The following is a 25,639-nucleotide window of genomic DNA, read 5'->3' on the forward strand; positions in this document are numbered from 1 at the left end:
TCGCTTCGTCGCGTGCATTGTAAGATTCGAGCTGTGCGCGCATGAGCGCGAAACTCATTCCACGACGCACGGGGGAGTCTCGAAAGGAAGATCGCATGTCGACATTGGCCGGCCCCCCGGTGCTTCGACCACCGGCGGATGCTGCAGCGCTGGATGCTGACGTCGTCGCCGAGATCGCGGGTGTGCTCAGCGGTGGTGCGGCCGATGTGGATTCAGGCACACGCCGCCGGGCCGAGTACTCGTCAGATGCCTCGGTGTATCGCGTGGCTCCACGTGCGGTTGTCTTTCCTCGCACGGCCGAAGACATCGTCGCAGTCATGCGCATCGCCCGATCGCACCAGCTGCCGGTCACCATGCGCGGAGCCGGCACGTCGATCGCAGGCAACGCCATCGGCCCGGGCATCGTGCTCGACACCTCTCGGCATTACAATCGCATCCTTTCGCTTGATCCCGAAGCCCGCACCGCCGTCGTGCAGCCCGGTGTGCTGCTCGCCGCGATTCAGAAGGCCGGCGCCCCGCATGGGCTGCGCTTCGGGCCAGATCCCTCGACATGGACGCGCTGCACCATCGGCGGCTCCATCGGCAACAACGCCTGCGGCCCCCATGCGCTCGCCTGGGGTCGCAGCGCCGACCAGGTGATCGATCTCGATGTGGTGGATGGCACCGGTCGTCGGTTCACGGCCTCGACCGGGCTCGACGAGTTTCCCGAGCTGCGTGACATCGTTCACGGCGGTCTCGCCACGATCCGTCGAGAGTTCGGCACGTTCGGCCGCCAGGTGTCAGGCTATTCGCTCGAGCATCTGCTGCCCGAGCGCAAAGAGAATCTGGCACGCATGCTCGCGGGCACGGAGGGCACGCTGTGCGTGATCCTGCAGGCCACCATTCGGCTGGTGCCGGTGCCGACCGCCCCACACCTCGTCGTCCTGGGCTACCCCGACATGTTCGAGGCGGCCGACGACGTGGTCAATCTTCTGCCGCTGAAGCCGCTAGCCATCGAGGGAATGGACTCCAGGCTGGTCGACGTGGTGCGCCAGCACAAAGGCGACGGTGCGGTGCCCGACCTGCCCAAGGGCGCCGGCTGGATGATGGTCGAGGTCGGCGGCGTCGACGAGGCCGATGCTCGCGAGCGCGCCCACCAGCTCGCCGAGGCATCCGCAAGCGATGAGGTCGCGGTCTTCCCACCAGGGCCCGATGCGACCGCGATGTGGCGCATCCGAGCAGATGGAGCAGGCCTCGGTGGTCGCACGCCGGCAGGGGAGCAGGCCTGGCCCAACTGGGAGGACGCCGCCGTGCCGCCCGCCCGCCTCGGCGAGTATCTGCGTCGATTCGACGCGCTGATGAAGGAGTACCGACTCGACGGTCTGATGTACGGCCACTTCGGCGATGGCTGCACACACATCCGCATCGACTTCCCGCTTGATCGCGACCCGCAGGTGATGCGCGACTTCATGGAGCGCGCCGCCGATCTCGTGGCGACCTACGGCGGCTCGCTCTCGGGAGAGCACGGTGATGGTCGGGCGCGATCCGAGCTGCTGCCGCGCATGTACTCCGCTGACGCGATCGATCTCTTTCGCCGGGTCAAGGGCGTGTTCGATCCCGATTCACTGCTCAACCCGGGCGTGCTGGTCGATCCTGATCCCATCGACGAGCACGTGCGACGCCCGAACGCCGGGCCGGTGCCGGCATCCGGCGGCTTCTCGTTCGAAAGCGATCACGGCGACTTCTCGACGGCGGTGCACCGCTGCATGGGCGTCGGCAAGTGCCGCGCCGACATGCGCGCCGCCGGCGGGTTCATGTGCCCTTCGTATCAGGCGAGCAAAGACGAGAAAGACTCGACGCGCGCCCGCGCTCGTGTGCTGGAAGAGATGATCCGAGGCACGCTGGTCGACGGCGGGTGGGATGCCCCCGAGGTGGCCGACGCGCTCGACCTGTGCCTCTCGTGCAAGGCCTGCTCGAGCGACTGCCCGGCCGGCATCGACATGGCTCAGTACAAGTCTGAGGTGCTGTACCACAAACACAAGGGACGGGTGCGGCCCATATCGCACTACTCGCTGGGCTGGCTGCCGCGCTGGCTGCGCCTGGTGGGCATCGCTCCGGCAGCGGTCAACGCGATCATGAAAGTGCCCGGCGTGCAGCAGGCGATCATCCGAGGCGGCGGCATGGATCGTCGTCGGCGCATGCCCGGCTTCGCCCCTCAGCAGTTCGGGCGCTGGCTCAAGCGCGACGGTCGACGACGCTCGCATGACTTCTTCACCGATGTCAACTGGGTCGCGTCGGTGGGCGGGCGAGCGGGTGCGGCGACGGGCATGCTTCCTGTGGATGCCGCAGACAGTGACGCGCGGCGGGGCGCGGTGGCTGCGCGGCGGGCCGGAGTTCGCACCCCGGTCGTATTGTGGACCGACTCGTTCAGCAACGGCATCGCGCCGGAGATTCCACGGGCGGCCGTCGCCGTGCTGGAAGACGCCGGCTATGAGGTGGTGCTGCCGCCGGACAACGCCTGCTGCGGGCTGACCTGGATCACGACCGGCCAGTTGGACGGCGCGAGGTCCCGGCTCGAAGATCTGCTGGGCAAGCTGGGGCCGTTCGCGGCTCGCGGGATTCCGATCCTTGGGCTCGAACCCTCGTGTACGGCGGTGCTGCGCAGCGACCTGCTGCACCTCTTGCCGAACGATCCGCGTTCGCAGGTCGTCGCCGACCATGTGTTCACCCTTTCTGAGCTGCTCAGTGCCCCCGCACCTCTCGGGCCGAGGCCCGACTGGCAGCTGCCCGATCTGCACGGCACCACGGCAGTGGTGCAGCCGCACTGCCACCAGTACTCGGTGATCGGGTTCGCCCCCGATCGTGCGCTGCTCAAACGTGCCGGCGTCGAGTTCACCGAGCTGGCCGGCTGCTGCGGGCTCGCCGGAAACTTCGGCATGGAGAAGGGGCACTACGAGACCTCGGTCGCCGTCGCCGAGAACGCTCTGCTGCCGGCGCTGCGCGAGGCCGACCAGAGCTGCGGCGGTGACTACGTCTACCTGGCCGACGGGTTCTCGTGTCGCACTCAGGCAGACAACCTCGCCGACAAAGATGGGCGGGCGCTCGCCCAGCTTTTGGCCGACGGACTGCACCTGAGGTACTGACAGGGGCGGGATCATCTCTGTGGTCGCCCGCTCTGGCCTCGCAGACGCAGATGCGAACACGGCATGGGTTGACTAGGGTCGAGAGTGTCGTCGTGACGAGCGGAGCACGGTTCTCGCCTCACCCGGTCTGACGACACATTGCTGCAGGAGAGTGAGAGACCGGATGACCTCGAGACGACGACCGCTGCGCTGGGCGGCAGGGTCTGCGGCTGCGTGCACGCTGGCGACCGCTCTCGCGGTCACCCCTTCGTCGTTCGCCCCCGGGCGGGTCGACCTGCCGCTTGCCCGTGCCGACGCCGCCGGTGACACCCAGTCGCAGATCGACGCGATCAACGGGCAGCTCGATGATCTCGAGCAGCGTTCCGACGAAGCCGGTGACGCCGCGGTACGCGCACAGGGCGATGCGAGCGACGCTCAACAGGCTCTCACCACGGCCACCGAGCAGGTGGCGGCGCTGCAGGGACAGATCGACACCGCTCGCGCCGCCGCCGACGAAGCTCGTCGAAACAGCACCTCCGCAGTGCAGCAGCTCGCGCGCGGCACCGGGATGGAGACAGACCCGGCGGGGCAGCTCGTGACCAGTCGCGATCCCTCTGCCGCGCTCTGGAGGCTGACCACACTGGGGCAGGTCTCGCAGCAGACCGATCAGCGCATGACCGAGGCAGGGCAGCGAGCCAGCGAGCTCCAGGCGCTTACCGACCAGCAGCAGCAGGTCGAATCCGAACGCGAGCGTCTCGCCCGCGAAGCCGAGAGCGACGCTCAGGCCGCGAGTGCGGCATCCGCTTCGGCTGACGCGGCTGTCAGCGCTCTGCAGACTCAACAGCAGGGGCTGCTGCAGCAGCTTGCCGACATCAAGCGCACGACTGCGGCGCAGGAGGCCGAGGAGCGACGACAGCGTGAGCTGGCGGCCTCGATCGCCGCATCGAACCAGCCGCAGGCCGCAGCCTCCGACAGTGCGCCAGCCCGCAGCAGCGCGCCGGCTCAGCCGCAGACGCCAGCTGCACCGAACCGTCCTGCGCCCGCTCCTGCGCCGACGCCGACTCCGGCTCCTGCGCCGGCACCGGCACCAGCTCCGGCCCCAGCGCCGAGCGGTGGCTCTTCGCCTGCTGCGGCGAAGGCGTACGCTCAGTCGCGCATCTCCCAGATGGGCTGGGGCAACGACCAGTTCGTCTGTCTGGTCAATCTCTGGCAGAAAGAGTCGGGGTGGCAGGTCAACGCTGAGAACCGCAGCAGCGGTGCCTACGGCATTCCGCAGTCTCTGCCGGGCAGCAAGATGGGCTCCGTCGGAGCTGACTGGAGAACCAACGCTCAGACGCAGATCGAATGGGGGCTGGGCTACATTCGCGGTCGCTACGGCACGCCCTGCGGCGCTTGGGGCCACTCTCAGTCGACCGGCTGGTACTGACCGCTCAGAGTGGACTCTTCCCACCACAGGGTGTACATGTGATGTATGGAAGACAACACAGTGATCACTCGAGTCGGCGAAGACGAGGCATGGCAGCTGTTCGCCAGGAACACCCTCGGCCACCTCGGCTTCATCGTCAACGATGCCCCTGAGGTGCTGCCCGTGAACTACGCTGTTCGCGACCGCAGCATCCTGCTGCGCACCGCTCCCGGCACGAAGCTCTTCGGCGTGACGGCGAACCCGAAGGTCGCCTTCCAGACAGAGCAGTACACCGAGACCGGCGGTTGGAGCGTCGTGGCCAAAGGAACCGCCGAGGTGCTGACCTCTGAGAGCGCACTCGAAGCGGCCGAACAGGCCGGGCTCAGGCCGTGGGTGCCGACCGTCAAAGAGAACGTCGTGCGCATCGTGGTCAGCGAGATCACGGGTCGTCGCTTCGTCTTCGGGCCAGAGCCGGAAGCGGAACCGGAAGGCGCGGCCTGATCGCAGGGGCGCTCCGTGACCTCTGCGGGCTCGGACTGATCGCGCTACACTGAGATATTGCACTGATCCGGCCATCACCGGGGAGCATCTGGAAGAACCGCAGGTCGCCGCGAACGACAGGCGCAGTAGACCCAGACGGGTCCGGCCCGAGACAGCCGAAGAGAAGCGGTTCGTCGGTGTCGTCGTCAGACGAGGCAGGCGAGCAAGCGAGGTGGTACCGCGCACGTCTTTCGCAGAAGGGCGGCGTCCTCGTGCAGGTGAACGAGCACGAGAGTGACACGCGCAATGGTCTATCCGCTTCCCAGCCCCGGCAGCGAGCATCCCGAATCAGTCCAGCCTTCGCCGAGCTTCCCCGCAGTCGAGCAGGGCATCCTGGCCTTCTGGAAGGGCGATGACACCTTTCAGAAGTCGATCGACCAGCGACGCGACCAGCACGCCCCCGAGTGGGTCTTCTACGACGGCCCTCCGTTCGCCAACGGCCTGCCGCACTATGGGCACCTGCTGACCGGCTACGCCAAAGACGTCTTTCCCCGGTTTCACACCATGCGCGGCCAGCGCGTCGAGCGCCGCTTCGGCTGGGACACCCATGGGCTGCCCGCTGAGCTGCAGGCAGAGAAAGAACTCGGCATCACCGACAAGCGCGAGATCGAAGAGACCTTCGGCATCGCGAAGTTCAACGAGGCGACTCGCGCCAGCGTGCTGCGCTTCACCAACGAATGGCGCGAATACGTCACTCGTTCGGCCCGCTGGGTCGACTTCGACAATGACTACAAGACGCTCGACCTCACCTACATGGAGAGCGTCATCTGGGCGTTCAAGACCCTCTATGACAAGGGCCTGATCTACGACGGCTATCGTGTGCTGCCCTACAGCTGGTACGAGCAGACGCCGCTGTCGAACCAGGAGACGAAGCTCGACGACGCCTACAGGATGCGTCAGGATCCCACCGTCACGGTCACCTTCCCGCTGACGGGTGACAAAGCAGCCGCGCTCGGGCTCGAGGGTGCCAAGGCGATCGCCTGGACGACGACCCCGTGGACGCTGCCGACGAACCTCGCGCTCGCGGTCGGCCCCGAGATCGTCTATGCGGTCGTGCCTGCCGGTGAGGCCGGTGCAGGCGACGGCTCGCCTGCGGGCACACGGTTCGTGCTGGCCCGCGATCTGGTCGGCTCGCATGCGAAGGCACTGGGGTATGACTCCGCTGAGGCCGCGCAGGATGCCGTGGAGCGTACGCTGCTGGGCGCCGAACTCGAGCACGTGCGTTACGAGCGGCTGTTCGACTACTTCGCCGATGCAGAGCAGTACGGCACGCAGAACGCCTGGCAGATCCTGGTGGCTGACTACGTGTCGACCACAGACGGCACCGGCATCGTCCATCAGGCTCCGGCCTATGGCGAAGACGACCAGCTGACCTGCCAGAAGTACGACATCCCCGTCGTGCTCTCGGTCAATCAGGCGGGTGAGTTTCTGCCCAGCGTGCCCGAGGTCGCCGGAGTGAACGTGTTCGAGGCGAACAAGACGCTGATCAAACTGGTCAAGTCGCACGGCCGTCTGCTCGAACAGGCGACCATCGAGCACTCCTACCCGCACTCCTGGCGCAGCGGCAAGCCGCTCATCTACATGGCGCTGCCTGCCTGGTTCGTGAACGTGACCAAGGTCAAAGACCGCATGATCGCGCTCAACCAGCAGATCAACTGGGTGCCCGACAACGTCAAAGACGGTCAGTTCGGCAAGTGGCTCGAGAACGCCCGCGACTGGAACATCTCGCGCAACCGCTACTGGGGCGCACCGATCCCGGTGTGGAAGAGCGACGATCCCGAGTACCCGCGCGTCGACGTCTACGGCTCGATCGAGCAGCTCGAACAGGACTTCGGCGTGAAGGTCGACAACCTGCACCGCCCCTACATCGACGAGCTCACCCGACCGAACCCCGACGACCCGACCGGCAAGTCGACCATGCGCCGCGTGCCCGAGGTGCTCGACTGCTGGTTCGAGTCGGGCTCGATGCCCTTCGCACAGGTGCACTACCCGTTCGAGAACAAAGAGTGGTTCGACACCCACAACCCCTCTGACTTCATCGTCGAGTACATCGGGCAGACCCGCGGCTGGTTCTACAACATGCATGTGCTCGCCACCGCGCTCTTCGACCGCCCCGCGTTCACCAACGTGATCAGCCACGGCATCGTGCTCGGCAACGACGGGCAGAAGATGTCGAAGTCTCTGCGCAACTACCCAGACGTCAACGAGGTCTTCGATCGCGACGGCTCGGACGCCATGCGCTGGTTCCTGATGTCGAGCCCGGTGCTGCGCGGCGGCAACCTGATCGTCACCGAAGAGGGCATCCGCGAAGGCGTGCGCCAGGTCATCCTGCCGCTCTGGAGCACCTGGTACTTCTTCCAGATGTACGCGAACACGGCACGGCCCGCCGGTTCGTCGGCGTCCGGCTACGAGGCGAAGTGGCGAACCGACTCGACCGACGTGCTCGACCGGTACCTGCTGGCCAAGACCGGTGACCTGGTGCGCACGGTCGAGGTCGCGCTCGAAGGCCTCAACGGCGTCGACGCGACCGACGCGCTGCGGCAGTTCGCAGACGTGCTGACCAACTGGTACGTGCGACGCAGTCGCGACCGTTTCTGGGTGGGCGAAGACACCGACGCGTTCGACACGCTCTACACGGTGCTCGAGACGGTCACGCGTGTGGCCGCTCCGCTGCTGCCGCTGGTCACCGAGCGCATCTGGAAGGACCTCACCGGGGGCGAGAGCGTGCATCTGCAGGACTGGCCCGACGCCGGTGCGTTCCCGAAAGACGACGACCTGGTCGCCGCGATGGATCAAGTGCGAGACGTCTCGAGCGCCGCCCTCGCGCTGCGCAAGGCTGAGCACCTGCGGGTGCGTCTGCCGCTGTCGAAGCTCACCGTGGTCGAGGCGGGCGCGGATGCGCTGGCTCCGTTCGCCGACATCCTGCGTGACGAGCTCAACGTGAAGTCGGTCGACCTCGTCGAGCTCAGCGAGCAGACCGCAGAGCGCTTCGGTGTGTCAAAGCGACTGACCGTGCATGCTCGGGTGTGCGGTCCACGCCTCGGCCGCGAGGTGCAGACCGCCATCAAGGGCTCCAAGACCGGCGACTGGAGTGCAGAGGGAGACCAAGTCGTCTCGGGCGGCATCGCCCTGCAGCCGGGGGAGTACTCGATCGATCTGGTCGCCGACGCCAGCTCAGACAGAGGCACCGATCACGCGGTCGGGCTGCTTTCCGGCGGCGGTTTCGTCCTGCTCGAAACCGCGGTGACCCCTGAGCTCGCCGCCGAAGGGCTGGCGCGTGACACGGTGCGCCAGGTGCAGCAGGCACGACGCGCAGCCGGACTCGAGATCAGCGATCGCATCCACCTCACCTTGGGCGGCGAAGACGCTGTGCGTGCGGCGCTCGAGGCCAATCGTGACCTGATCGCCGCCGAGACACTCGCGACCGACCTCCATGTCGTCACTGTCGAAGCGCTCGGCGACGAGGCAGACCAGCCCGTCGGCGACGGCGAGCGGGTCGGCATCCTGATCGAGAAGGCCTGAACCTGTGACTGACGCACGCAACGCCACGACGGCTGCCCTCGCCCCGAACAGTGTCGAGCAGCTCACCGAGCAGCTCTATGGGCGGGCTCCTGAGAACCGCATCGAGCCACGGCTGGACGCGGTCGCTCGGGTGCTCGACCTGTTGGGCGACCCACAGAAGTCGTACCGGATCATCCATATCACGGGCACCAACGGCAAGTCGTCGACGGCACGCATCGCCGCCTCGATGCTGGCGTCGGCGGGCCTGCGAGTGGGAGTGTTCACCAGCCCCCATCTGGTGCGCTTCAACGAGCGCATCGTGATCGACGGCTCGCCGATCACCGACGAGCGGCTGCTCGGCACGTGGGAGGACGTACAGCCCTTCGTCGAAATGGTCGACGAACAGCTGCGCGGCGAAGGCCGGGCGGCGCTGACCTTCTTCGAGGCGCTGACCGTGCTCGCCTTCGCGGCCTTCGCCGACGCACCTGTCGATGTGATCTGCCTCGAGGTGGGCGTGGGCGGGGAGTGGGACTCGACCAACACCGCCGACGGCGACGTCGCGGTGTTCGCGCCGATCGCGCTCGACCACACCAAGGTGTTGGGCAGCACGATCGCCGAGATCGCGCATACGAAGGCCGGCATCATGAAGCCGGGCGCCATCGCGGTGACCGCCGCGCAGGCACCGGAGGCGATGCGCGAGCTGCAGGCCAAAGCCGACGCTTTGGGCATCACGCTGAAGCGTGCGGGCACCGACTTTGAGGTGTTGGGCGCGCAGCCGGCTGTTGGCGGGCAGGTGATCGACGTGCGCGGCCTGGCCGGCACCTATCGCGATCTCGCGCTGCCGCTCTACGGCGAGCATCAGGCGCAGAACGCCGCGCTGGCGATCGCCGCCGTCGAGGCCTTTCTGGGCGGGGGAGACGTGCCGCTGGGCGCCGATGTCGTCGAGCCGGGCATCGCCTCGGCCAAGTCGCCCGGTCGGCTGCAGGTGGTCGGCACCGACCCGACGATCATCATCGACGCCGCGCACAACCCACACGGAGCGCGCAGCCTGGCCCGTGCGCTGGTCGAGAACTTTCACTTCGATCGCACCGTCGCCGTGATCGGCGTGTTGTCTGACAAAGACGCGAAGGGCTTTCTGCAGGCGCTCGACGGCGCCGTCGACGAGGTGGTGGTGACCGCCTCGCACTCGCCTCGGGCGATCCCCGCAGACGACCTGGCCGCACTGGCGGTCGAGGTGTTCGGCACAGAGCGGGTCAGGGTGGTCGACGATGTCGAAGAGGCCTTGGACGAGGCTCGTTACCTGGCACGCGAGGTCGAGCACTCCGGCATCATCGTCACCGGGTCGATCACGGTCATCGGCGAGGTGGCCGCGCTGACGGACGCCGACACCTCTGCGGTGGCAGCGGATGCGACGTCGGATGCCGACGTCGAGGCGGCGAAGGAAGCCCTTGAGGCGTCGGCTGCCGAAGACGACGACGCGAACGAGATGTGGCCAGACAGCACGGAGCCAGGAGACCGGTTCTGACCATCGGGCCGCAGCACGTAGAATGAAGGCGATGAAACCTCCGAACAGCGCAGACGGTGCGGTTCCGAGCAGCGGTGTGAGACTTCGTCAGAAGCTCTGCAGCGTGATGCTCGGTTTCGAGTCGTTCGTGATCATCTTCTATACCTTGGTGCTCTTCGGGCTGCGGCTGATCTCGTCGCCGCTGGTCTGGTGGCTCGGCGCCGGCTCGATGCTGCTGCTCGTGCTCGCTCTCGCCTGTATGCGTCGAGGCCCCATCGGGCTCTGGCTCGGGTGGGCGGTGCAGGTCGTGCTGCTGCTCGCCGGCCTCTTCAGCGGGTTCATCTTCTTCGTGTCGCTGATCTGCCTGGCCCTGTGGATTTACATCATGGTCGCGGCAGCACGCGCAGACCGGGAAGCTGCAGCGGTGCAGCATGAACAACCGACCCAACACTGACGAAACACCCGAAAGGAATCGACAGATGACCACTGCAGAGCAGAAGCAGATCACCCCAGACCACACCCTCGTGCTGGTGAAACCGGATGGCGTCGAACGCGGACTGACCGGTGAGGTGCTCGCCCGCATCGAGCGCAAAGGCTACCGTCTGGCAGACATCCGGTGGGTGAAGCCGACCCGGGAGCTGCTCGAACGCCACTACGCCGAGCACAAAGGCAAGCCGTTCTTCGACTCTCTCGTGGACTTCATGATCAGCGGGCCGATCGTGGCCGTGATCTTCGAGGGCGACAACGTCGTTCCCGGCGTGCGCACGCTGCTCGGCGCAAGCGACCCGACCGTCGCAGCGCCCGGCACCATTCGCGGCGACTTCGGCCGTGACTGGGGCGTCTCGGTGCAGCGCAACGTCGTACACGCATCTGACTCGACGCAGTCTGCAGCGCGTGAGATCGGCATCTGGTTCGCCTGATCCTCTCCGTGCGCGGTTGACCTGCGCAGATGACAGAAGGGGCCGCGCACTGCAGAGCGCGGCCCCTTCTGTCATCTTCAGGGCTCAGCGGCGCGCAAGGCGCCGTGAGACATGAGCAGAGCAGGTCAGCGCAGCGCCTGAGCGCCGCGCCGACGGTCAGAGCAGAAACTCGATCCAGCCGAGACGGATCTCGGCGAGCACTGCGATCAGCACGAGGTTGAGCAGGCTGACGACCCACGCCCAGTGGAAGAGCCAGACCCCGAAGCGTTTGAGCCCGCTTCCGAAGTGACCTTCACGCAGATTCCAGGCGGTGATGTACCAGAAGCCGAAGATCATGAAGAACCAGACCTCCATGCACCACGGGCACAGTGTGCCGATGACGAAGATGCTCTGGGAGTAGAGCCACGTGATGAACACATAGCCGCCGAGCATGCCGAGGTTGAACAGCTGCCAGTACCACCGTGCCATGCGTGCCCCGGCCAGAGCGCTCACTCCGACGGCGATCGGGAAGATGAAGCACATCAGGCCGAGCAGCGCGTTGGGGAACCCGAAGAGGCTGCCCTGCCAAGACTGCATGTTCGGACCGCAGGTCACCAGGATGTTCAACGAGCAGTTCGGTGTATACGCGGGGTTCTGCAACGTCTTGACATACTCAGTGGCCAGTTCGAAGGCTCCGAGCAGGCCGCCCAGGCCGATGACGACCATGGTGACGGCGAGCGGCTTGGGAAGGGCAGTGCCCGAACGGTTTGCAGACATGCCGCCATTATGGCACGCAGCGGCGAACACCGGATTCCATGCGATAATGGGCTGGGTCGCGTGAGTCGCCCTCACGCGCAGACGCGCATCACAGGCGTCGTCAAAACGACGCAGATGCTGTTCAGGGCCAGGACGCCCTGCGATAGAGCTGAATTTGGCGCATCGACCTCAGCGGTCGTGCGAACAGTTTGAGGAGCCGGCTCGGGGCGACCGGGACTGCGGCTGGATACAGGAGTGCACCAGCGATGGTGGGTAATGAAGAACATGGGAAGGGCGGTCTGTTCGGGCAGCTCTTCGGTACGAAGCGCACCCGACGGGCGAAGTCTGCCTTCGGCGACCACGAGTCAGCGGACGAGACGTCAGGCGACGCCGCGCCGCGCCACGGTGCCGAGGGTGAAACAGTGAACGAGCACGCCGCCGCCGGTGTCGCGTCGGCCGCGTCGTCTGATGCTGATCGTGGCGCCCTGGCGAACCCGGCTGAGGCTCCGGCCCCTGCAGTGGTCGAGGAGTCGCTCGCAGTGGCAGAAGAGACAGCCGATGCACAGGCACGCTCCAACGAATCGGCGACAGCGGACGAGCACTCGTCAGACCATGCGGCCCGAGCGGCTGCTGCGCCGGGCGAGACCGCGCCTGCAGAGGCAGCGCTGACGGATGCCGAGGCAGCCGCCGACGTGTCGGCTCAGGGCACCGGTGAGCTGGCTGCGACCAAGACCGAGTCGGCTGCCGAGGCGGCCGCTGAAGCGACGCCGGCGCAGGCACTTGAACCAGAGCCGGCGCCTGATCCCCTTGCAGAGATCACGCCGTTCTCGCCGTTCAGCGTTCGAGAGGCGGGCCCGATCTCAGCTCCGGCGGCGCCGGTCGCTGAGACGGTCGCCCCGATCGAGCTGACCTTCAAAGAGCCCGAGCTGCCCGAGCGCGACGATGACGAAGAGCCCGAGCTGCCCGAGCACGTCGAGAGCGTGCGTCGTCGCACCCGCAAGCGTGACGGAAGCCGTCGGTCGCGCACGAGCGACGAAACCGCCGACGAACAGAGCCCGGAGAGCGGGCAGCGCAGTCATCGTGAGACGCCGACCAAGGTCAAGGGCTCGACACGACTCGAGGCGAAGAAGCAGCGTCGCAACGCCAGTCGCGATGCCGGGCGTCGTCGCCAGAGCGTCACCGAGGTCGAGTTCCAGGCACGCCGCGAGGCCGTCGACCGACAGATTATCGTGCGCTCGACCGACGACCGCATCCAGATCGGCGTGCTCGAAGACGACATTCTGGTCGAGCACTATGCAGCGCACTCACGAGACCTCTCGCTGATCGGCAACGTCTATCTGGGGCGCATCCAGAACGTGCTGCCCAGCATGGAGGCCGCATTCGTCGACATCGGACGCGGCCGCAACGCCGTGCTCTACTCAGGCGAAGTCGACTGGGAGGCTGCCGAGGTCACCGACAAGCAGCGGCGCATCGAGATGGCGCTCAAAGCGGGCGACACCGTGCTGGTGCAGGTCACGAAAGACCCCGTCGGTCACAAGGGCGCCCGTCTGACCAGTCAGATCTCTCTGCCCGGTCGCTACCTGGTGTACGTGCCGGGCGGTTCGATGAGCGGCATCAGTCGCAAGCTGCCCGACAGCGAGCGTTCGCGTCTGAAGAAGACGCTGAAAGAGATTCTGCCTGAGAACGTGGGCGTCATCGTGCGCACCGCTGCTGAGGGTGCGACGAAGGAACAGCTCGAACGGGACGTCACCCGTCTGCAGCAGCAGTGGGAAGAGATCCAGCGCCTGCGCGAGACGCAGCAGGCTCCGGCGCTGTTGCACACCGAGCCGAATCTGCTCATCAAAGTCGTGCGCGACGTCTTCAACGAAGACATCACGAAGATGGTCATCAGCGGCAAAGACGCAGAAGAGACCATTGAGAAGTACCTGCACACGATCGCGCCGGATCTGGTCGATCGCGTCGAGCACTACAGCGGCGACAAAGACATCTTCGACGCCTACCGCATCAACGAGCAGCTGGCGAAGGCGAGCGAGCGCAAGGTCTTCCTGCCGTCGGGCGGCTCGCTGGTGATCGACCGCACCGAGGCCATGACGGTCATCGATGTGAACACCGGCAAGTTCGTCGGCTCCGGAGGCAACCTCGAAGAGACGGTCACGAAGAACAACCTCGAGGCCGCCGAAGAGATCGTGCGACAGCTGCGTCTGCGCGACCTGGGCGGCATCGTGGTGGTCGACTTCATCGACATGGTGCTCGAGTCGAACCGCGATCTGGTGCTGCAGCGTCTGATCGAATGCCTTGGTCGCGATCGCACCAAGCATCAGGTGGCCGAAGTGACCTCGCTGGGTCTGATCCAGATGACCCGCAAGAAGATCGGCATCGGGCTGGCCGAGACGTTCACGCAGCTCGGCGAGAGCTCCGACTCCGGTCAAAGCACGCACAGTTCTCAGAGCGGCAAATCCGGTTCGGCTCGCAAACCTCGCAGCAAGAAGACCCAGGCTGTCAAGCCGGTGAAGAACACCCTGAACGCGAACGTCAAGAACGCCGTCGCCCAGGTCGCCGCCAGCACGATCGCGCAGATCGCCTCTGCTCCGACCGCCGAGGCGTCTGCACCTCTGGTGGCTGCGGGCGATGCGGCAGCGCATGCGCCTGTGCACGAGCATCGTTCTGGCGAGCCAGTCGCCCGTACTTCGCACGCAGAGTCGGGCCTCAGCGCAGCGGAGGGTGCCGCAGCCGCGCCCGCATCCGATCGAATTCGGCCTGCTGCGACGGCACACGAACCCGCAGAGCGTCAAGAGCCCGTCGAGCCGCACCTGCAGGCGAAGTCATTGCAGTCGGCGGAGTCGAGCGAGCATCCGCAGCGACGTTCGGAACCCGCGTCGGCTCGCCGGTCGCGTCGTGCATCGGCTCCGGCAGGGCCGGCGCGCACCGACATCGACCTCGACCTGGATCTGCCGAAGCCGAAGACCCAACCTGCCGCCGAGGCCTCACCGAAACAGCCGGTCGACCGCGACGCCCTGCTGGCAGACGTGCTCGCGCACCTGCCAGAAGGCGCCCGCACGCCGAACGCAGCCAAAGAGACGCGAGGCCAGAGTTTTCGGCAGCGCCCGGGCGGTGAGCGTCAGGACTGAGACACGCGGTCGCGGGTGTTTGACCTGCACACACACAACTGAGTATTATTGAGTGTTGGCTCGGGCTGGTTCTGCCGGCGAGTGAACACAGACTTCAAGACAAAGGATGACACGTGGTTTATGCAATCGTGCGCGCCGGCGGGCGTCAGGAGAAGGTCGAGGTCGGCACTGTCGTGACGGTCGACCGTGTTCAGGCAGATGAGCAGGGCGCTGTGGAGCTTCCCGCTCTGCTGCTGGTCGACGGTGACAAGGTCACCTCGAAGACCGAAGATCTCGCCAAGGTCAAGGTGACCGCCGAGGTGGTCGAAGACCTGCGCGGCCCCAAGATCAACATTCAGCACTTCAAGAACAAGACCGGTTACCGTCGGCGCCTCGGGCACCGCTCTGAGCTGACCAAGCTCAAGATCACCGGCATCAAGTAACAGCGAAAGGCGTCCTCTCATGGCACATAAGAAGGGTGCGAGCTCAACTCGCAACGGTCGCGACTCAAACGCTCAGCGTCTCGGCGTGAAGCGCTTCGGTGGGCAGGAGGTCAACGCCGGCGAGATCATCATTCGTCAGCGTGGCACCCACTTCCACCCCGGCGCCAACGTGGGCCGCGGCAAAGACGACACGCTCTTCGCGCTCGAGACCGGCTCAGTCCAGTTCAGCAGCAAGGGCCGTCGCCGCGTGGTGAGCATTCTCACCGCTGCGGAGTGACATTCCGTTTTTCAGCATGATCGAGGCGGGCTCGCATAGCGAGCTCGCCTCTTTCGCACCTTAAGGAGCACATCACATGGCACTCAGCTTCGTCGACGACGTCGTGCTGCACGTCACAGCAGGTGACGGCGGCGACGGCTGTGCGTCAATTCGCCGCGAGAAGTTCAAACCGCTCGCCGGCCCCGACGGCGGCAACGGGGGTGACGGCGGCAACGTCATCGTCGAATCAGACCCGCAGACCACCACACTGTTGGCCTACCACCGTCGACCGCATCAGCGGGCCGAGAGCGGCGGCTTCGGCATGGGCGACTACCGCGACGGCTATGCCGGGCAGGATCTGATCCTGCCCGTTCCGGTCGGCACGGTCGTGCGCGACGCGGATGGCGAGATGCTCATCGACCTCGACCAGCCGGGCATGCGCTACACGGTGGCGCAGGGCGGCATCGGCGGTCTCGGCAACAACTCGCTCGCCTCGACGAAACGCAAGGCTCCCGGCTTCGCGTTGCTCGGCACTCCGGGCTGGAGCGGCGACGTGCGCCTCGAGCTCAAGACGATGGCCGATGTGGCTCTCGTCGGATACCCGTCAGCAGGCAAGTCGAGCCTGATCGCAGCCATGAGCGCGGCCAAGCCGAAGATCGCGGACTATCCGTTCACGACGCTCGCTCCGAATCTGGGCGTCGTCGAGGCAGGCGATGTGCGGTTCACCGTGGCAGACGTGCCCGGGCTCATCGAAGGGGCCAGCGAAGGCAAGGGGCTGGGCCTCGACTTTCTGCGCCATGTGGAGCGATGCGAGGCACTGGTGCATGTGCTCGACTGCGCCACGATCGAGCCGAATCGGGATCCGATCAGCGACCTCGAAACGATTCTGGCCGAACTCGCGAAGTATCCGGTCGCCGAGGGCAAAACGCCGCTCATCGAGCGCCCGCAGCTTGTCGCGCTCAACAAAGTCGACGTACCTGAGGCCGAAGAGCTCGCCGAGTTCGTCACAGATGATCTTGAGCAGCGGGGATTCCGCGTGTTCCAGGTCTCGGCGGCCACACGCCGCGGGCTGCGCGAGCTCACCTTCGCGATGGCCGGACTGGTCGACGAGGGTCGGGCCGCACAGCGTGCCGAGGCCGAAGCCGAGGCTGAGCAGCCGGAGCGCATCGTGATTCGTCCGCGATCACGTCGTCGTGAGGCCGAGTTCACCATCTCTCGTGAGACCGGCCCGGACGGCGAGTACTTCCGTATTCTCGGTGAGAAGCCGGAACGCTGGATCGCCCAGACGATGTTCGACAATGATGAGGCGGTGGGCTACCTCGCCGACCGGCTGAACCGGTTGGGCATCGAGCAGGAGCTGTTCCGTGCCGGTGCGCGCGCCGGATCGGCCGTGGTCATCGGGCCGGGCAGCAACGAGCGAATCTTCGACTGGGAGCCGTCGATCACCTCCGGCGCCGAGATCGCTGCGCCGCGTGGCGAGGATCTTCGCCTGAGCGATCACTCGCGCCCGACCCGTGCCGAGAAGCGCGTCGAGTACTACGAGCGCATGGATGCCAAGGCCGCTGCCCGAGCCGAACTGCAGGCCGAACGCGAAGCCGGCCTGTGGACGGAGGATCGAGAGCGGACGAGGGCGACCAGTGCATCCGCCGCAGGCTCGACGAACACGACGGATGCCGCAGGCTCGGCCGCTGAGGACACCTCGGACGAAGAAGGAGAGCAGCGGTGAGCAGCGTCATCTCGCAGGCTGGGATTCCCGGCGCCGGGCGCATCGTCGTCAAAGTCGGCTCGTCGTCGATCACCGGTGAGAACGAGCACCAGCTCGGCCATCTGGTGTCGGCGCTGGCGCAGCTGCACGAGGGGGGCGTCGAGGTCGTCCTGGTGTCGTCCGGAGCGATCGCCACCGGGCTGCCGCTGCTGAACCTGAACGGTCGACCCGCCGACCTGGCGACTTCACAGGCAGCGGCTGCCGTGGGTCAGGCACGACTCATGTACCGCTACGAGTCAGTGTTCGACGCCTTCAGCGTGACGACCGCACAGGTGCTGCTCACCGCGAGCGACATCGACGACCGCAGACATCGCCGTCAGGCGCAGCAGACCATCGATCGACTGCTCGATCTGCGTGTGCTGCCCATCATCAATGAGAACGACACCGTCGCGACGCATGAGATTCGCTTCGGAGACAACGATCGGCTGGCGGCGCTCACCGCGGTGCTGGTTCGGGCCGATGCGCTGGTGCTGCTCTCAGACGTCGATGCGCTCTACGACCGCCCGCCGCAGCGCGAGGGCTCGAAGCCCCTGCACTTCGTCGCGCACGACGACGATCTCGAACACATCGAGGTCTCGCCGGTGACGGTCAACGGCGTCGGCACCGGGGGAGCGGTCACGAAGATCGCCTCGGCTCGGGTCGCGACCGAAGCGGGCATCCCGGTGCTGCTCACCTCGACCGAGCACGTCTCGAACGCGCTTTCGGGGCAGTCGATCGGCACATGGTTCGAGGCGCGCCCGGTGCTCGGTCACGAGCTCACCGACACCGGAGCACTGCAGACCATCGAGTCGGTCACCCACGAGCACTGAATGGCGCGTATGTGCTGAGTGTCTGAGGATCTGGACACCTCGCACACATGACGCTCACAGAATTCGCTCAGTATGCTCGAAGCAGTTCTTCGCGAGAACGCCCGGACGACGTATCGTCGGCACTCGCGCGAAGATCCCGGGTTCAGGCCCGGGTGAGAGAGATCGGAGAGCCTGTGAACGAGTCAGCTGCCAGAAGTGAGAAGCACGATGTGACGGTGCTCGTCGTCGACGACGAACCGAACCTGCTTGAGCTCGTCGCTTCAGCCGTGCGCTATGAGGGCCTGAACGTGATGACCTCGCTCAACGGCCGAGGAGCGGTCGATGCTGCCCGCACCACCCGACCCGACGTGGTGATCCTCGATGTGATGCTGCCTGACCTCAGCGGGTTCGAGGTGCTGCGCAAGCTGCACGAGATCGACGAGAGCATCCCGGTGATCTTTCTCACCGCTCGTGACGCGGTCGAAGATCGCATCGCCGGCATCACCGTGGGCGCCGACGACTATCTGACCAAGCCGTTCAACATCGAAGAGCTCATGGCGCGCGTGCGCGGGCTGCTGCGACGCTCGCGGCACTGGGTCGAAGAGGAGCACGACCCCACTGTCGTCGTCGGCGATCTCATGCTGAACGAAGACTCATACGAAGTGACCCGCGGCGGCGACGAGATCAAGCTCACAGCGACCGAGTTCGAACTGCTGCGCTTCTTGATGCGCAATGCCAAGAAGGTCATGTCCAAAACGCAGATACTCGATCACGTCTGGCACTATGACTTCGGCGGAGAGGTCAATGTCGTCGAGCTGTACATCTCGTATCTGCGCAAGAAGATCGACCACGGGCGCGAGCCGATGATCCACACCGTTCGAGGCGTCGGATACGTGCTGAAGCCTGCGGTATGACCGATCGCGAGGGCCCGCGCACCTCGCACCAGCGTGCTGCGAGGCCCGGCGCCTACCGTCGCAAGAGGCGAGGCCTGCTGCGGCACTGGCGGCTGCTGCCGCTGAGCAAGACACTGCCGATCATGCTCGCTGCGCTGCTGTTCTCGAGCGTGGCCCTAATCGCGACCGTCACCACGTCTGCGCTGAACACCTCGCTGTACGGGCAGCTCAACACCGAGCTGAGTCTCGCGACCGAGCGTGCCCGCGCCACTGATGTGGCGAAAGGGGATGCCGTAGTGCGGCCCGATGACCCGGTTCCGCCAGGCCTCGACGTGCGCACGCAGCGGGCGCACACCATCATCGTCGACCTGCGGCAGGGATCTCTCAGAGCCGGCTACATCGACGACGGCGAGACCCCGACCTTCCACCAGCTCGACTCCGATCAGGTCGCGATGCTGCTGAAGGTGCCGGTCGACGGCGGTTTCTACGACGTGCCGCTGCCCGATCTCGGCACCTACCGTGCCGTCGCGATCAACGACCGAACCGGTGCTCGACAGGTCGTCGCCATCTCACAGGAGGCCGTCGCCAATACGATCACGCAGTACATGGTCGTGCAGATGGTCGTGATCGCGCTGGCCGGCATCGGCGCGCTGCTGCTCGGCTGGATGCTCATGCGCCGCGCACTGCATCCGCTCGAGGTCGTCGCACGAACCGCACAGAGCGTTGCCGGGCGCGAACTCGCCACCGGAGACGCGGCGCTGACCGAGCGCATTCCCGAGATCTTCGTCGACGACGTGACCGAGGTGGGTCGCGTGGCGGGCAGTTTCAACCGCATGCTCACACACATCGACGACGCCTTCCGCGTGCGACGGGCCAGCGAGACGAAGCTGCGCCGTTTCGTCGCAGACGCCAGCCATGAGCTGCGCACGCCGCTCGCATCGATTCGCGGCTACACGCAGCTCGTGCTGCGCGATGCCGACACGCTGCCGCCCCATGCGGCCGAGCAGCTGGGTCGCGTGCGCAGCGAGTCCGAGCGCATGTCTGACCTGGTCGAAGACCTGCTGCTGCTCGCCCGTCTGGACAACGAGCCGGTGATCGAGCGTGAAGAGGTCGACCTGCGAGGGCTGCTGATCGACGCCGTGGCAGACGCGCACGCCGCGGGCCCGAACCACCACTGGCAGCTCGACCTCGACGCCAGCCAGCCGCTCGAGGTGCTGGGAGACGAGAACAGCCTGCGTCAGGTGCTGGTCAACCTGCTCGCGAACTCCCGCACACACACGCCGGCCGGCACGAACGTGGTGCTCGGCGCTGCGATCGTCGGCGACGACGTGCGCATCCAAGTGCGCGACGACGGCCAGGGCATTCCGGAACAGATGGTCGACACGATCTTCGACCGCTTCGTCAAAGCTGACGACTCCCGCACCCCGGGGCAGGGGTCGACCGGGCTCGGACTCTCGATCGTGCAGGCGCTGGTTCATGCACACGGCGGCAGCGTCTCGGTCGCGTCGACTCCGCAGCGCTTCGATGACGACGGCAGGCCATTGGAGGGCGACCACGGAACGACATTCACCGTGCTGCTGCCGAGACTGCAGCATCCACAGCAGGACGACGAGACCGGTGCCCAGAACGACGCGGACGATCCGAACGCGAATCGCGCCTGATCGTGTCGGCGCCGTGTCATAGACTGTGAGGCATGTCAGCAGATCACTCACGCGACGATCGTTCACCGCTCACCGGCGAGGCGGCTCTTGCCGCTCTGCGGCCGCGTCTGCAGGCAGCGAAGCAGGCCGGGCGCTCGCTCGCCACACGCACCTCGGGCGTCAAAGATGCAGCGCTTGAGGCGATCGCCCAGGCGCTCGTCGACAACGAGTCGCGCATTCTCGAGGCCAACGCGCGCGATCTCGATCGTGCGGTCGAGACGGGGCTGTCGTTGCCCATGCACGACCGACTGCGCCTCGATCATGACCGCATTGCAGCGCTCGCCGACGCCGTGCGCGTCGTGGTGGGGCTGACCGACCCGATCGGCACGCTCGTGCGCGGTCATCGGCTGCCGAACGGTGTGCGCATCGAACAGGTTCGTGTGCCTTTCGGCGTGCTGGGCGTGATCTACGAGGCACGTCCGAACGTCACGGTCGACATCGCCGCCCTCGCGATCAAGAGCGGCAACGCCGTGGCGCTGCGCGGCGGCTCGGCTGCGTATGACACCAATGACGTGCTGGTGCAGGTGCTGCGTGAGGCGATCGCCTCGGTCGGGCTGCCGGCGGATGCCGTGGTGAGCGTCGACGACCACGGTCGCGCGGGCGCTGACGCACTGATGCATGCGCGTGGGCTGATCGACGTACTGATTCCGCGCGGCGGCAAGGCGCTGATCCAGCGGGTGGTGCAGACGTCGACCGTGCCGGTGATCGAGACCGGTGACGGCAACGTGCACGTCTATCTCGATGCGAGTGCCGATCTGCAGCATGCGGTCGACATCGTGGTGAACGCGAAGACCCAACGCGTGAGTGTGTGCAACGCCGCCGAGACGGTACTCGTGCATCGTGACGCGGCCGAACGAGTGCTTCCCGCCGTGCTGACCGCACTGCACGACAGAGACGTGACGATTCACGGAGACGAGGCCGTTCAGGCGATCGACTCCTCGGTCGTTCCCGCGACCGAAGCCGATTGGCAGACGGAGTACCTCGCACTCGAGCTGGCGGTGCACGTCGTCGATTCGATCGACGAGGCGATCGAGCACATCAATCACTTCTCGACGCACCACACCGAGTCGATCATCACCGAAGACTATGCGAACGCCGAGCGCTTTCTCGCCGAGGTGGACTCGGCTGTGGTCATGGTCAACACCTCGACCCGTTTCACCGACGGCGGCCAGTTCGGGTTCGGCGCCGAGGTCGGCATCTCGACACAGAAGCTGCATGCGCGCGGGCCGATGGGCCTGCCCGAGCTCACCACCACGAAGTGGATGGTGCGCGGCGAGGGCCAGATCAGACACTGACCGCTGACTGGCGCGGGGCGGGCACGCTGGCGCGTGTGTACTGAAGTGGTCGCGTGATCCTCTATCATGGGGTGAGTAGTCAGAAGATGAGGACACAATGCTTGCAACTGCCGTGAACGTACTTGCCGCTGAATCAGTGGAGCACTCGATGCCGATGCCTCCGTGGGGCTTCGCACTGGTCGCCGCTGTGGTCTTCATCCTGCTCGGGCTCATCGTGTTCAGCTACCGTGACGTCAACAACCGGCATCACGATGAGGTCGTTCCGCCGCTTCCCGAGCTGGCCGCCGGTTCAGAGGCGCACCAGGGGCACTGAGCTCCGCCAGTCGCGTGCACACACAGACCACCCCGCATCGGCGTCGACGTATCGGCGTCATGGGCGGTACCTTCGATCCGATTCACCACGGCCACTTAGTGGCTGCCAGCGAGGTGGCGAACGCGTTCGACCTCGACGAAGTGGTGTTCGTACCCACCGGCCAGCCGTGGATGAAAGCTGATCGCCGGGTCACCGGTGCCGACCAGCGTTACCTGATGACGGTGATCGCCACAGCATCCAACCCCAGGTTCACCGTGAGCCGAGTCGACATCGATCGAGCGGGCCCCACCTATACGATTGACACCCTTCGCGACCTGCATCGTCTGCGCCCCGAGGCCGAGCTCTTCTTCATTTCTGGGGCCGATGCCATCGCCCAGATTTTGACGTGGAAAGACAGCGAAGAGCTCTGGAAGCTCGCGCATTTCGTCGCGGTCAGCAGGCCCGGGCATCCGCTCTCACTTTCGAGCCTGCCGCATGACGACGTAAGCTTGTTAGAGATACCTGCGCTTGCGATATCGTCGACAGACTGTCGACGGCGTGCGCGCCGTGGTCAGCCCGTGTGGTACTTGGTGCCAGACGGCGTTGTCCAGTACATCAGTAAATACGGACTGTATCGGGATGAGGACTAAGTGGCCGAAGAACATCAGCTGACGCGGCGAGAGCTGCGTGCACGAGAGCGCGCGGCTCAGCTGGCTGCCTCCGAGGCCGCAGCGGCAAAGACTCCGAGCGACGCATCGAAGACTTCCGGCGATGCAAAGAAGAAGCAGACAGCAGCCGGTTCAGGGCAGGGTGCTGCCTCGAAGGCGCAGCAGTCGGCACAGAGCACTGCTGCCGACGGGCAGTCGAAACGAGCGCATCATCGGCACGGCGCCCCGGCAGCGGCGGCACAGTCGACTCCTGCTCAGCGCCCGGCATCGGCTCAGCGTCCGGCACCTGTTCAGCGTCCGGCAGTGGCGAAGAAGTCGGCTCCGCAGCCTGCTCCTGCCACATCGGCAGGTCCGGCCTTCGTGAAGTCGGCGGCGCCCGCTCAGGCGAAGCCCACCCCGAAGCCGGCTGAGAAGCCGGCGGCAGAACGGCCTGCTGCAAAACCGGTTGGCGGCCCCTCGTCGACGCCGGGCAGCTCGCAGGTGACGCCTGCAGCGAAACCGGCCGCGGCGTCCCCGACGCCGTCGACGCCGGAACCTCGTCGCCGGCGGCCGCTGCTGGCCGATGCACCGGTGGCCTCATCGAAGCCTCGCGCAGCGGCTCCGACCCCGTCGGTGACGAAGTCCGCAGCTCAGCCGAGCCAACCGGCGAAGGCTGAGAGCACTCCGGTGATCATCACGCCGGCGACGTCTGACAGCGACGTCGACGCCAGGATCGCCCCCAACAAGCCGACCATCACGACCGGGCCAGCAACGGCCAGCGTGCTTGTGCTGCCGAGCACACCCGAGCAGAACAGCCTCGCGCTGCCGCTCGACTCGACCGGTGATGTGCTGATCACGACCGGTTCGATCACACTGCCGCAGCTGACCACCGACACCGGTGTCATCCCGGCGGCGTACGAGAAAGATCGCGGCGACCCGCTGGCCGACACCAGCGACTCGGTGCCGGTGACTGACGAGACTCGGCCGGTGTCTGCCGTCGAGACGGTGCGTCGCTACGAGACCGACCGCATTCTTCCCGAGAACTCACAGCACGATCGCATGAACAAGCTGTCGATCGGTCTGCTGATCGGTGCCGGCGTGCTGCTCATCGCCGCCACCGTGTTCGTGCTGCTGCGGATCTTCGGCGCATGACGGCCACCGCAGAGGCGAAACGCCTGGCACAGATCGCCGCTCAGGCCGCGCTCGACTTGAACGGGCACGACATCGTCGCGCTCGACGTCTCGGGCACGAATCCGTTCGCAGACATCTTCGTGGTCGTCACCGGATCGAGCGACCGTAACGTGGTCGCCATCGCCGACGCTGTGCAGGATGCCATGGTCGAGAACGGCGTGAAGATGCGAGGCCGCGAGGGGCGCGAGCTGGGGGAGTGGGTGCTGCAGAACTTCGGCGATGTGGTCGTGCACACCTTCCAGGAAGAGTCGCGCGACTTCTATGCCCTGGAACGCATCTGGAACACGGCGCCGGTGGTCGAGCTTGACCTGCACGATGGTGTGGAGAGCACCTCTGCGCGCTGAATCGGGTGCGAACCTCGTGACTCCGGCTGACGACGCTGATGCGCCAGAGCAGGGTGCCTTTCGTCGCTGGCTGGGGCGGCATCCTCGGATGCTGCGCATCTGGCGGGCGGGTGTCGCGTGCGTCGGCGGGTGCGTGCTGGCCCTCGGCATCGTGCTGCTGCCGCTGCCCGGCCCCGGCTGGATCGTGATCTTCTTCGGCCTCGGTATTCTCGCGACGGAGTTCGCCTGGGCTGCGAAGGCCCTGAAACCACTGAAGAGGTTCTGGGTGTGGCTCAGCGCACGGATGGAGCGCCGGCGCGAGCGGCGTCGTGGATAGTTTGACAGTGCTGTGGTGAACAGTGCCGCAGCAGGGAGCTGTCTGCTCGGGCTGGGTTCGTGCCTCAGCCTGAACGGACTTGTCGATCTCGGGTTGCAATCTTCAAGCAGTTCAGTCTAAGATTATCGAGTTGGCTGAAACGCCGTAAGGTGTTTTGAAGCTCCGAAAGGGGCCTGTGGCGCAGCTGGTAGCGCACCTGCATGGCATGCAGGGGGTCAGGGGTTCGAGTCCCCTCAGGTCCACACGAGATGGTTGAGACATCGCTCGTAACATTAGAAATCCCGCCAGGTGCAACTGGCGGGATTTCTGCGTTGAGGGGCTGATCTGTGCGCAGTGTTTTGCAGGCACCGTGCTCTGCGCGCGATGTAGTGCTGTGTACTGTGGCGACTTTCAGCATGAGGGCGCATCAGGTTTTGACTCTGTGCTGATGAGTCTTTGTGCCGGTGCACGGATCCGCTCGGATGTACATGGTTTTGTCGAGATCAGCTGAGGTTGAGCGGAACGGTGCCGCGCTCGACAAATCCGTGTTGCACTGAAGCAAGTAGGGCGGTGCCGCGTTCGACCAATTAGAGGTGGGCAGTGCTGCCCGGCGGCTGTTTGAGTACTGTTTGTCCTCCACCAGTACCGGGACTGAGTGCTGCAGCACCAGTGCTCCTGCATCAGTGCTGCAGCACCCTCGCACCAGCCCAGGCAGTATGAGCACTGCCGCGGCAGCGCACCGACCGCTCACTCCGGCGCGGAGTACCGTGCGATCTTGAAATCTGTCGCCTCGCGGGCGAGCTCCAGCTCGGCGATCTGGCGTTCGATGCGGTCTCGTTGATCGAGCATGATCTGTCTGCGCTCAGGAATCGTCGCGTCGCCCTGCTCGAGCAGGGAGACCACTACGGCCAGACCGC

General features: G+C 65.9%; 22 protein-coding genes and 1 tRNA gene. 21 read left to right on the top strand and 2 right to left on the bottom strand.

The features are described from left to right. Positions 1-95 precede the first annotated feature (95 nt). From F8O08_RS03585 to ndk, 7 genes are all read left to right on the top strand, one after another. On the top strand, positions 96-3,122 hold the full coding sequence (locus F8O08_RS03585) for an FAD-binding and (Fe-S)-binding domain-containing protein (protein ID WP_158042554.1): 3,027 nt from the start codon (positions 96-98) through the stop codon (positions 3,120-3,122). 163 nt (positions 3,123-3,285) lie between these two features. Then, positions 3,286-4,527 (top strand): hypothetical protein, encoded by a 1,242-nt coding sequence (locus tag F8O08_RS03590; RefSeq protein WP_158042555.1) that lies wholly within the window; start codon positions 3,286-3,288, stop codon positions 4,525-4,527. Positions 4,528-4,572: 45 nt separating this feature from the next. Then, positions 4,573-5,007, top strand: a complete 435-nt coding sequence (locus F8O08_RS03595; RefSeq protein WP_158042556.1) for a pyridoxamine 5'-phosphate oxidase family protein — start codon at positions 4,573-4,575, stop codon at positions 5,005-5,007. Positions 5,008-5,292: 285 nt separating this feature from the next. After that, entirely contained in the window at positions 5,293-8,568 is a 3,276-nt protein-coding gene (gene ileS / locus F8O08_RS03600; protein ID WP_158042681.1) for an isoleucine--tRNA ligase, read from the top strand. 4 nt (positions 8,569-8,572) lie between these two features. Beyond that, on the top strand, positions 8,573-10,072 hold the full coding sequence (locus tag F8O08_RS03605; RefSeq protein WP_225733553.1) for a bifunctional folylpolyglutamate synthase/dihydrofolate synthase: 1,500 nt from the start codon (positions 8,573-8,575) through the stop codon (positions 10,070-10,072). A gap of 31 nt (positions 10,073-10,103) precedes the next feature. Further along, positions 10,104-10,505 carry a DUF4233 domain-containing protein gene (locus tag F8O08_RS03610; protein ID WP_192497705.1) on the top strand — a complete coding sequence of 134 codons (402 nt, stop codon included), beginning with the start codon at positions 10,104-10,106 and terminating at the stop codon, positions 10,503-10,505. A gap of 25 nt (positions 10,506-10,530) precedes the next feature. Beyond that, positions 10,531-10,971, top strand: a complete 441-nt coding sequence (ndk, locus tag F8O08_RS03615) for a nucleoside-diphosphate kinase (protein ID WP_225732830.1) — start codon at positions 10,531-10,533, stop codon at positions 10,969-10,971. A gap of 156 nt (positions 10,972-11,127) precedes the next feature. Here ndk and F8O08_RS03620 read toward each other — a convergent pair whose 3' ends face one another. Beyond that, positions 11,128-11,727: a vitamin K epoxide reductase family protein gene (locus tag F8O08_RS03620; RefSeq protein WP_158042558.1), complete on the bottom strand. Its 600-nt coding sequence runs from the start codon at positions 11,725-11,727 to the stop codon at positions 11,128-11,130. Between the two features lie 245 nt (positions 11,728-11,972). Here F8O08_RS03620 and F8O08_RS03625 point away from each other — a divergent pair, with 245 nt between their 5' ends. From F8O08_RS03625 to F8O08_RS03690, 14 genes are all read left to right on the top strand, one after another. Further along, positions 11,973-14,834: an Rne/Rng family ribonuclease gene (locus F8O08_RS03625; RefSeq protein WP_158042559.1), complete on the top strand. Its 2,862-nt coding sequence runs from the start codon at positions 11,973-11,975 to the stop codon at positions 14,832-14,834. 113 nt (positions 14,835-14,947) lie between these two features. Beyond that, positions 14,948-15,256: a 50S ribosomal protein L21 gene (gene rplU, locus F8O08_RS03630; protein ID WP_158031102.1), complete on the top strand. Its 309-nt coding sequence runs from the start codon at positions 14,948-14,950 to the stop codon at positions 15,254-15,256. A 19-nt stretch (positions 15,257-15,275) separates the two neighbouring features. Continuing rightward, a complete protein-coding gene (rpmA, locus tag F8O08_RS03635; protein ID WP_158031103.1) occupies positions 15,276-15,533 on the top strand; it encodes a 50S ribosomal protein L27 in 258 nt (85 codons plus the stop codon). Positions 15,534-15,609: 76 nt separating this feature from the next. Continuing rightward, positions 15,610-17,238, top strand: a complete 1,629-nt coding sequence (gene obgE / locus F8O08_RS03640; RefSeq protein WP_158042560.1) for a GTPase ObgE — start codon at positions 15,610-15,612, stop codon at positions 17,236-17,238. After that, entirely contained in the window at positions 17,235-18,086 is an 852-nt protein-coding gene (gene proB / locus F8O08_RS03645) for a glutamate 5-kinase (RefSeq protein ID WP_158037631.1), read from the top strand. Before obgE ends, proB begins: the two co-directional genes overlap by 4 nt. Positions 18,087-18,259: 173 nt before the next feature. Then, on the top strand, positions 18,260-18,979 hold the full coding sequence (locus tag F8O08_RS03650; RefSeq protein WP_225733382.1) for a response regulator transcription factor: 720 nt from the start codon (positions 18,260-18,262) through the stop codon (positions 18,977-18,979). Continuing rightward, positions 18,976-20,619, top strand: a complete 1,644-nt coding sequence (locus F8O08_RS03655) for a sensor histidine kinase (protein ID WP_158037633.1) — start codon at positions 18,976-18,978, stop codon at positions 20,617-20,619. Before F8O08_RS03650 ends, F8O08_RS03655 begins: the two co-directional genes overlap by 4 nt. Positions 20,620-20,651: 32 nt before the next feature. Continuing rightward, positions 20,652-21,953, top strand: a complete 1,302-nt coding sequence (locus F8O08_RS03660) for a glutamate-5-semialdehyde dehydrogenase (protein ID WP_158037634.1) — start codon at positions 20,652-20,654, stop codon at positions 21,951-21,953. A 97-nt stretch (positions 21,954-22,050) separates the two neighbouring features. Next, positions 22,051-22,266, top strand: a complete 216-nt coding sequence (locus tag F8O08_RS03665; protein ID WP_158037635.1) for a hypothetical protein — start codon at positions 22,051-22,053, stop codon at positions 22,264-22,266. Between the two features lie 14 nt (positions 22,267-22,280). Beyond that, a complete protein-coding gene (gene nadD, locus F8O08_RS03670) occupies positions 22,281-22,895 on the top strand; it encodes a nicotinate-nucleotide adenylyltransferase (RefSeq protein ID WP_225733383.1) in 615 nt (204 codons plus the stop codon). Next, entirely contained in the window at positions 22,896-24,044 is a 1,149-nt protein-coding gene (locus tag F8O08_RS03675; protein ID WP_158037637.1) for a hypothetical protein, read from the top strand. It begins immediately after the preceding gene. Beyond that, entirely contained in the window at positions 24,041-24,427 is a 387-nt protein-coding gene (rsfS, locus tag F8O08_RS03680) for a ribosome silencing factor (RefSeq protein WP_158037638.1), read from the top strand. The genes F8O08_RS03675 and rsfS overlap by 4 nt, the downstream gene beginning before the upstream one ends. A 16-nt stretch (positions 24,428-24,443) precedes the next feature. Continuing rightward, the gene (locus F8O08_RS03685) at positions 24,444-24,743 is read left to right on the top strand and encodes a TIGR02611 family protein (protein ID WP_225733384.1); all 300 of its coding nucleotides are present in this window, start codon (positions 24,444-24,446) and stop codon (positions 24,741-24,743) included. 169 nt (positions 24,744-24,912) lie between these two features. Next, positions 24,913-24,985: transfer RNA gene (locus F8O08_RS03690), tRNA-Ala, on the top strand. A 484-nt stretch (positions 24,986-25,469) separates the two neighbouring features. Here the strand turns inward: F8O08_RS03690 and F8O08_RS10800 are convergent. Next, complete coding sequence (locus tag F8O08_RS10800; RefSeq protein WP_192496833.1) at positions 25,470-25,625, bottom strand: hypothetical protein; 156 nt, start codon at positions 25,623-25,625, stop codon at positions 25,470-25,472. Positions 25,626-25,639: the final 14 nt, after the last annotated feature.

It is taken from the genome of Pseudoclavibacter sp. CFCC 13611, assembly GCF_008831225.1.
Classification (GTDB): Bacteria; Actinomycetota; Actinomycetes; order Actinomycetales; family Microbacteriaceae; genus Pseudoclavibacter_A.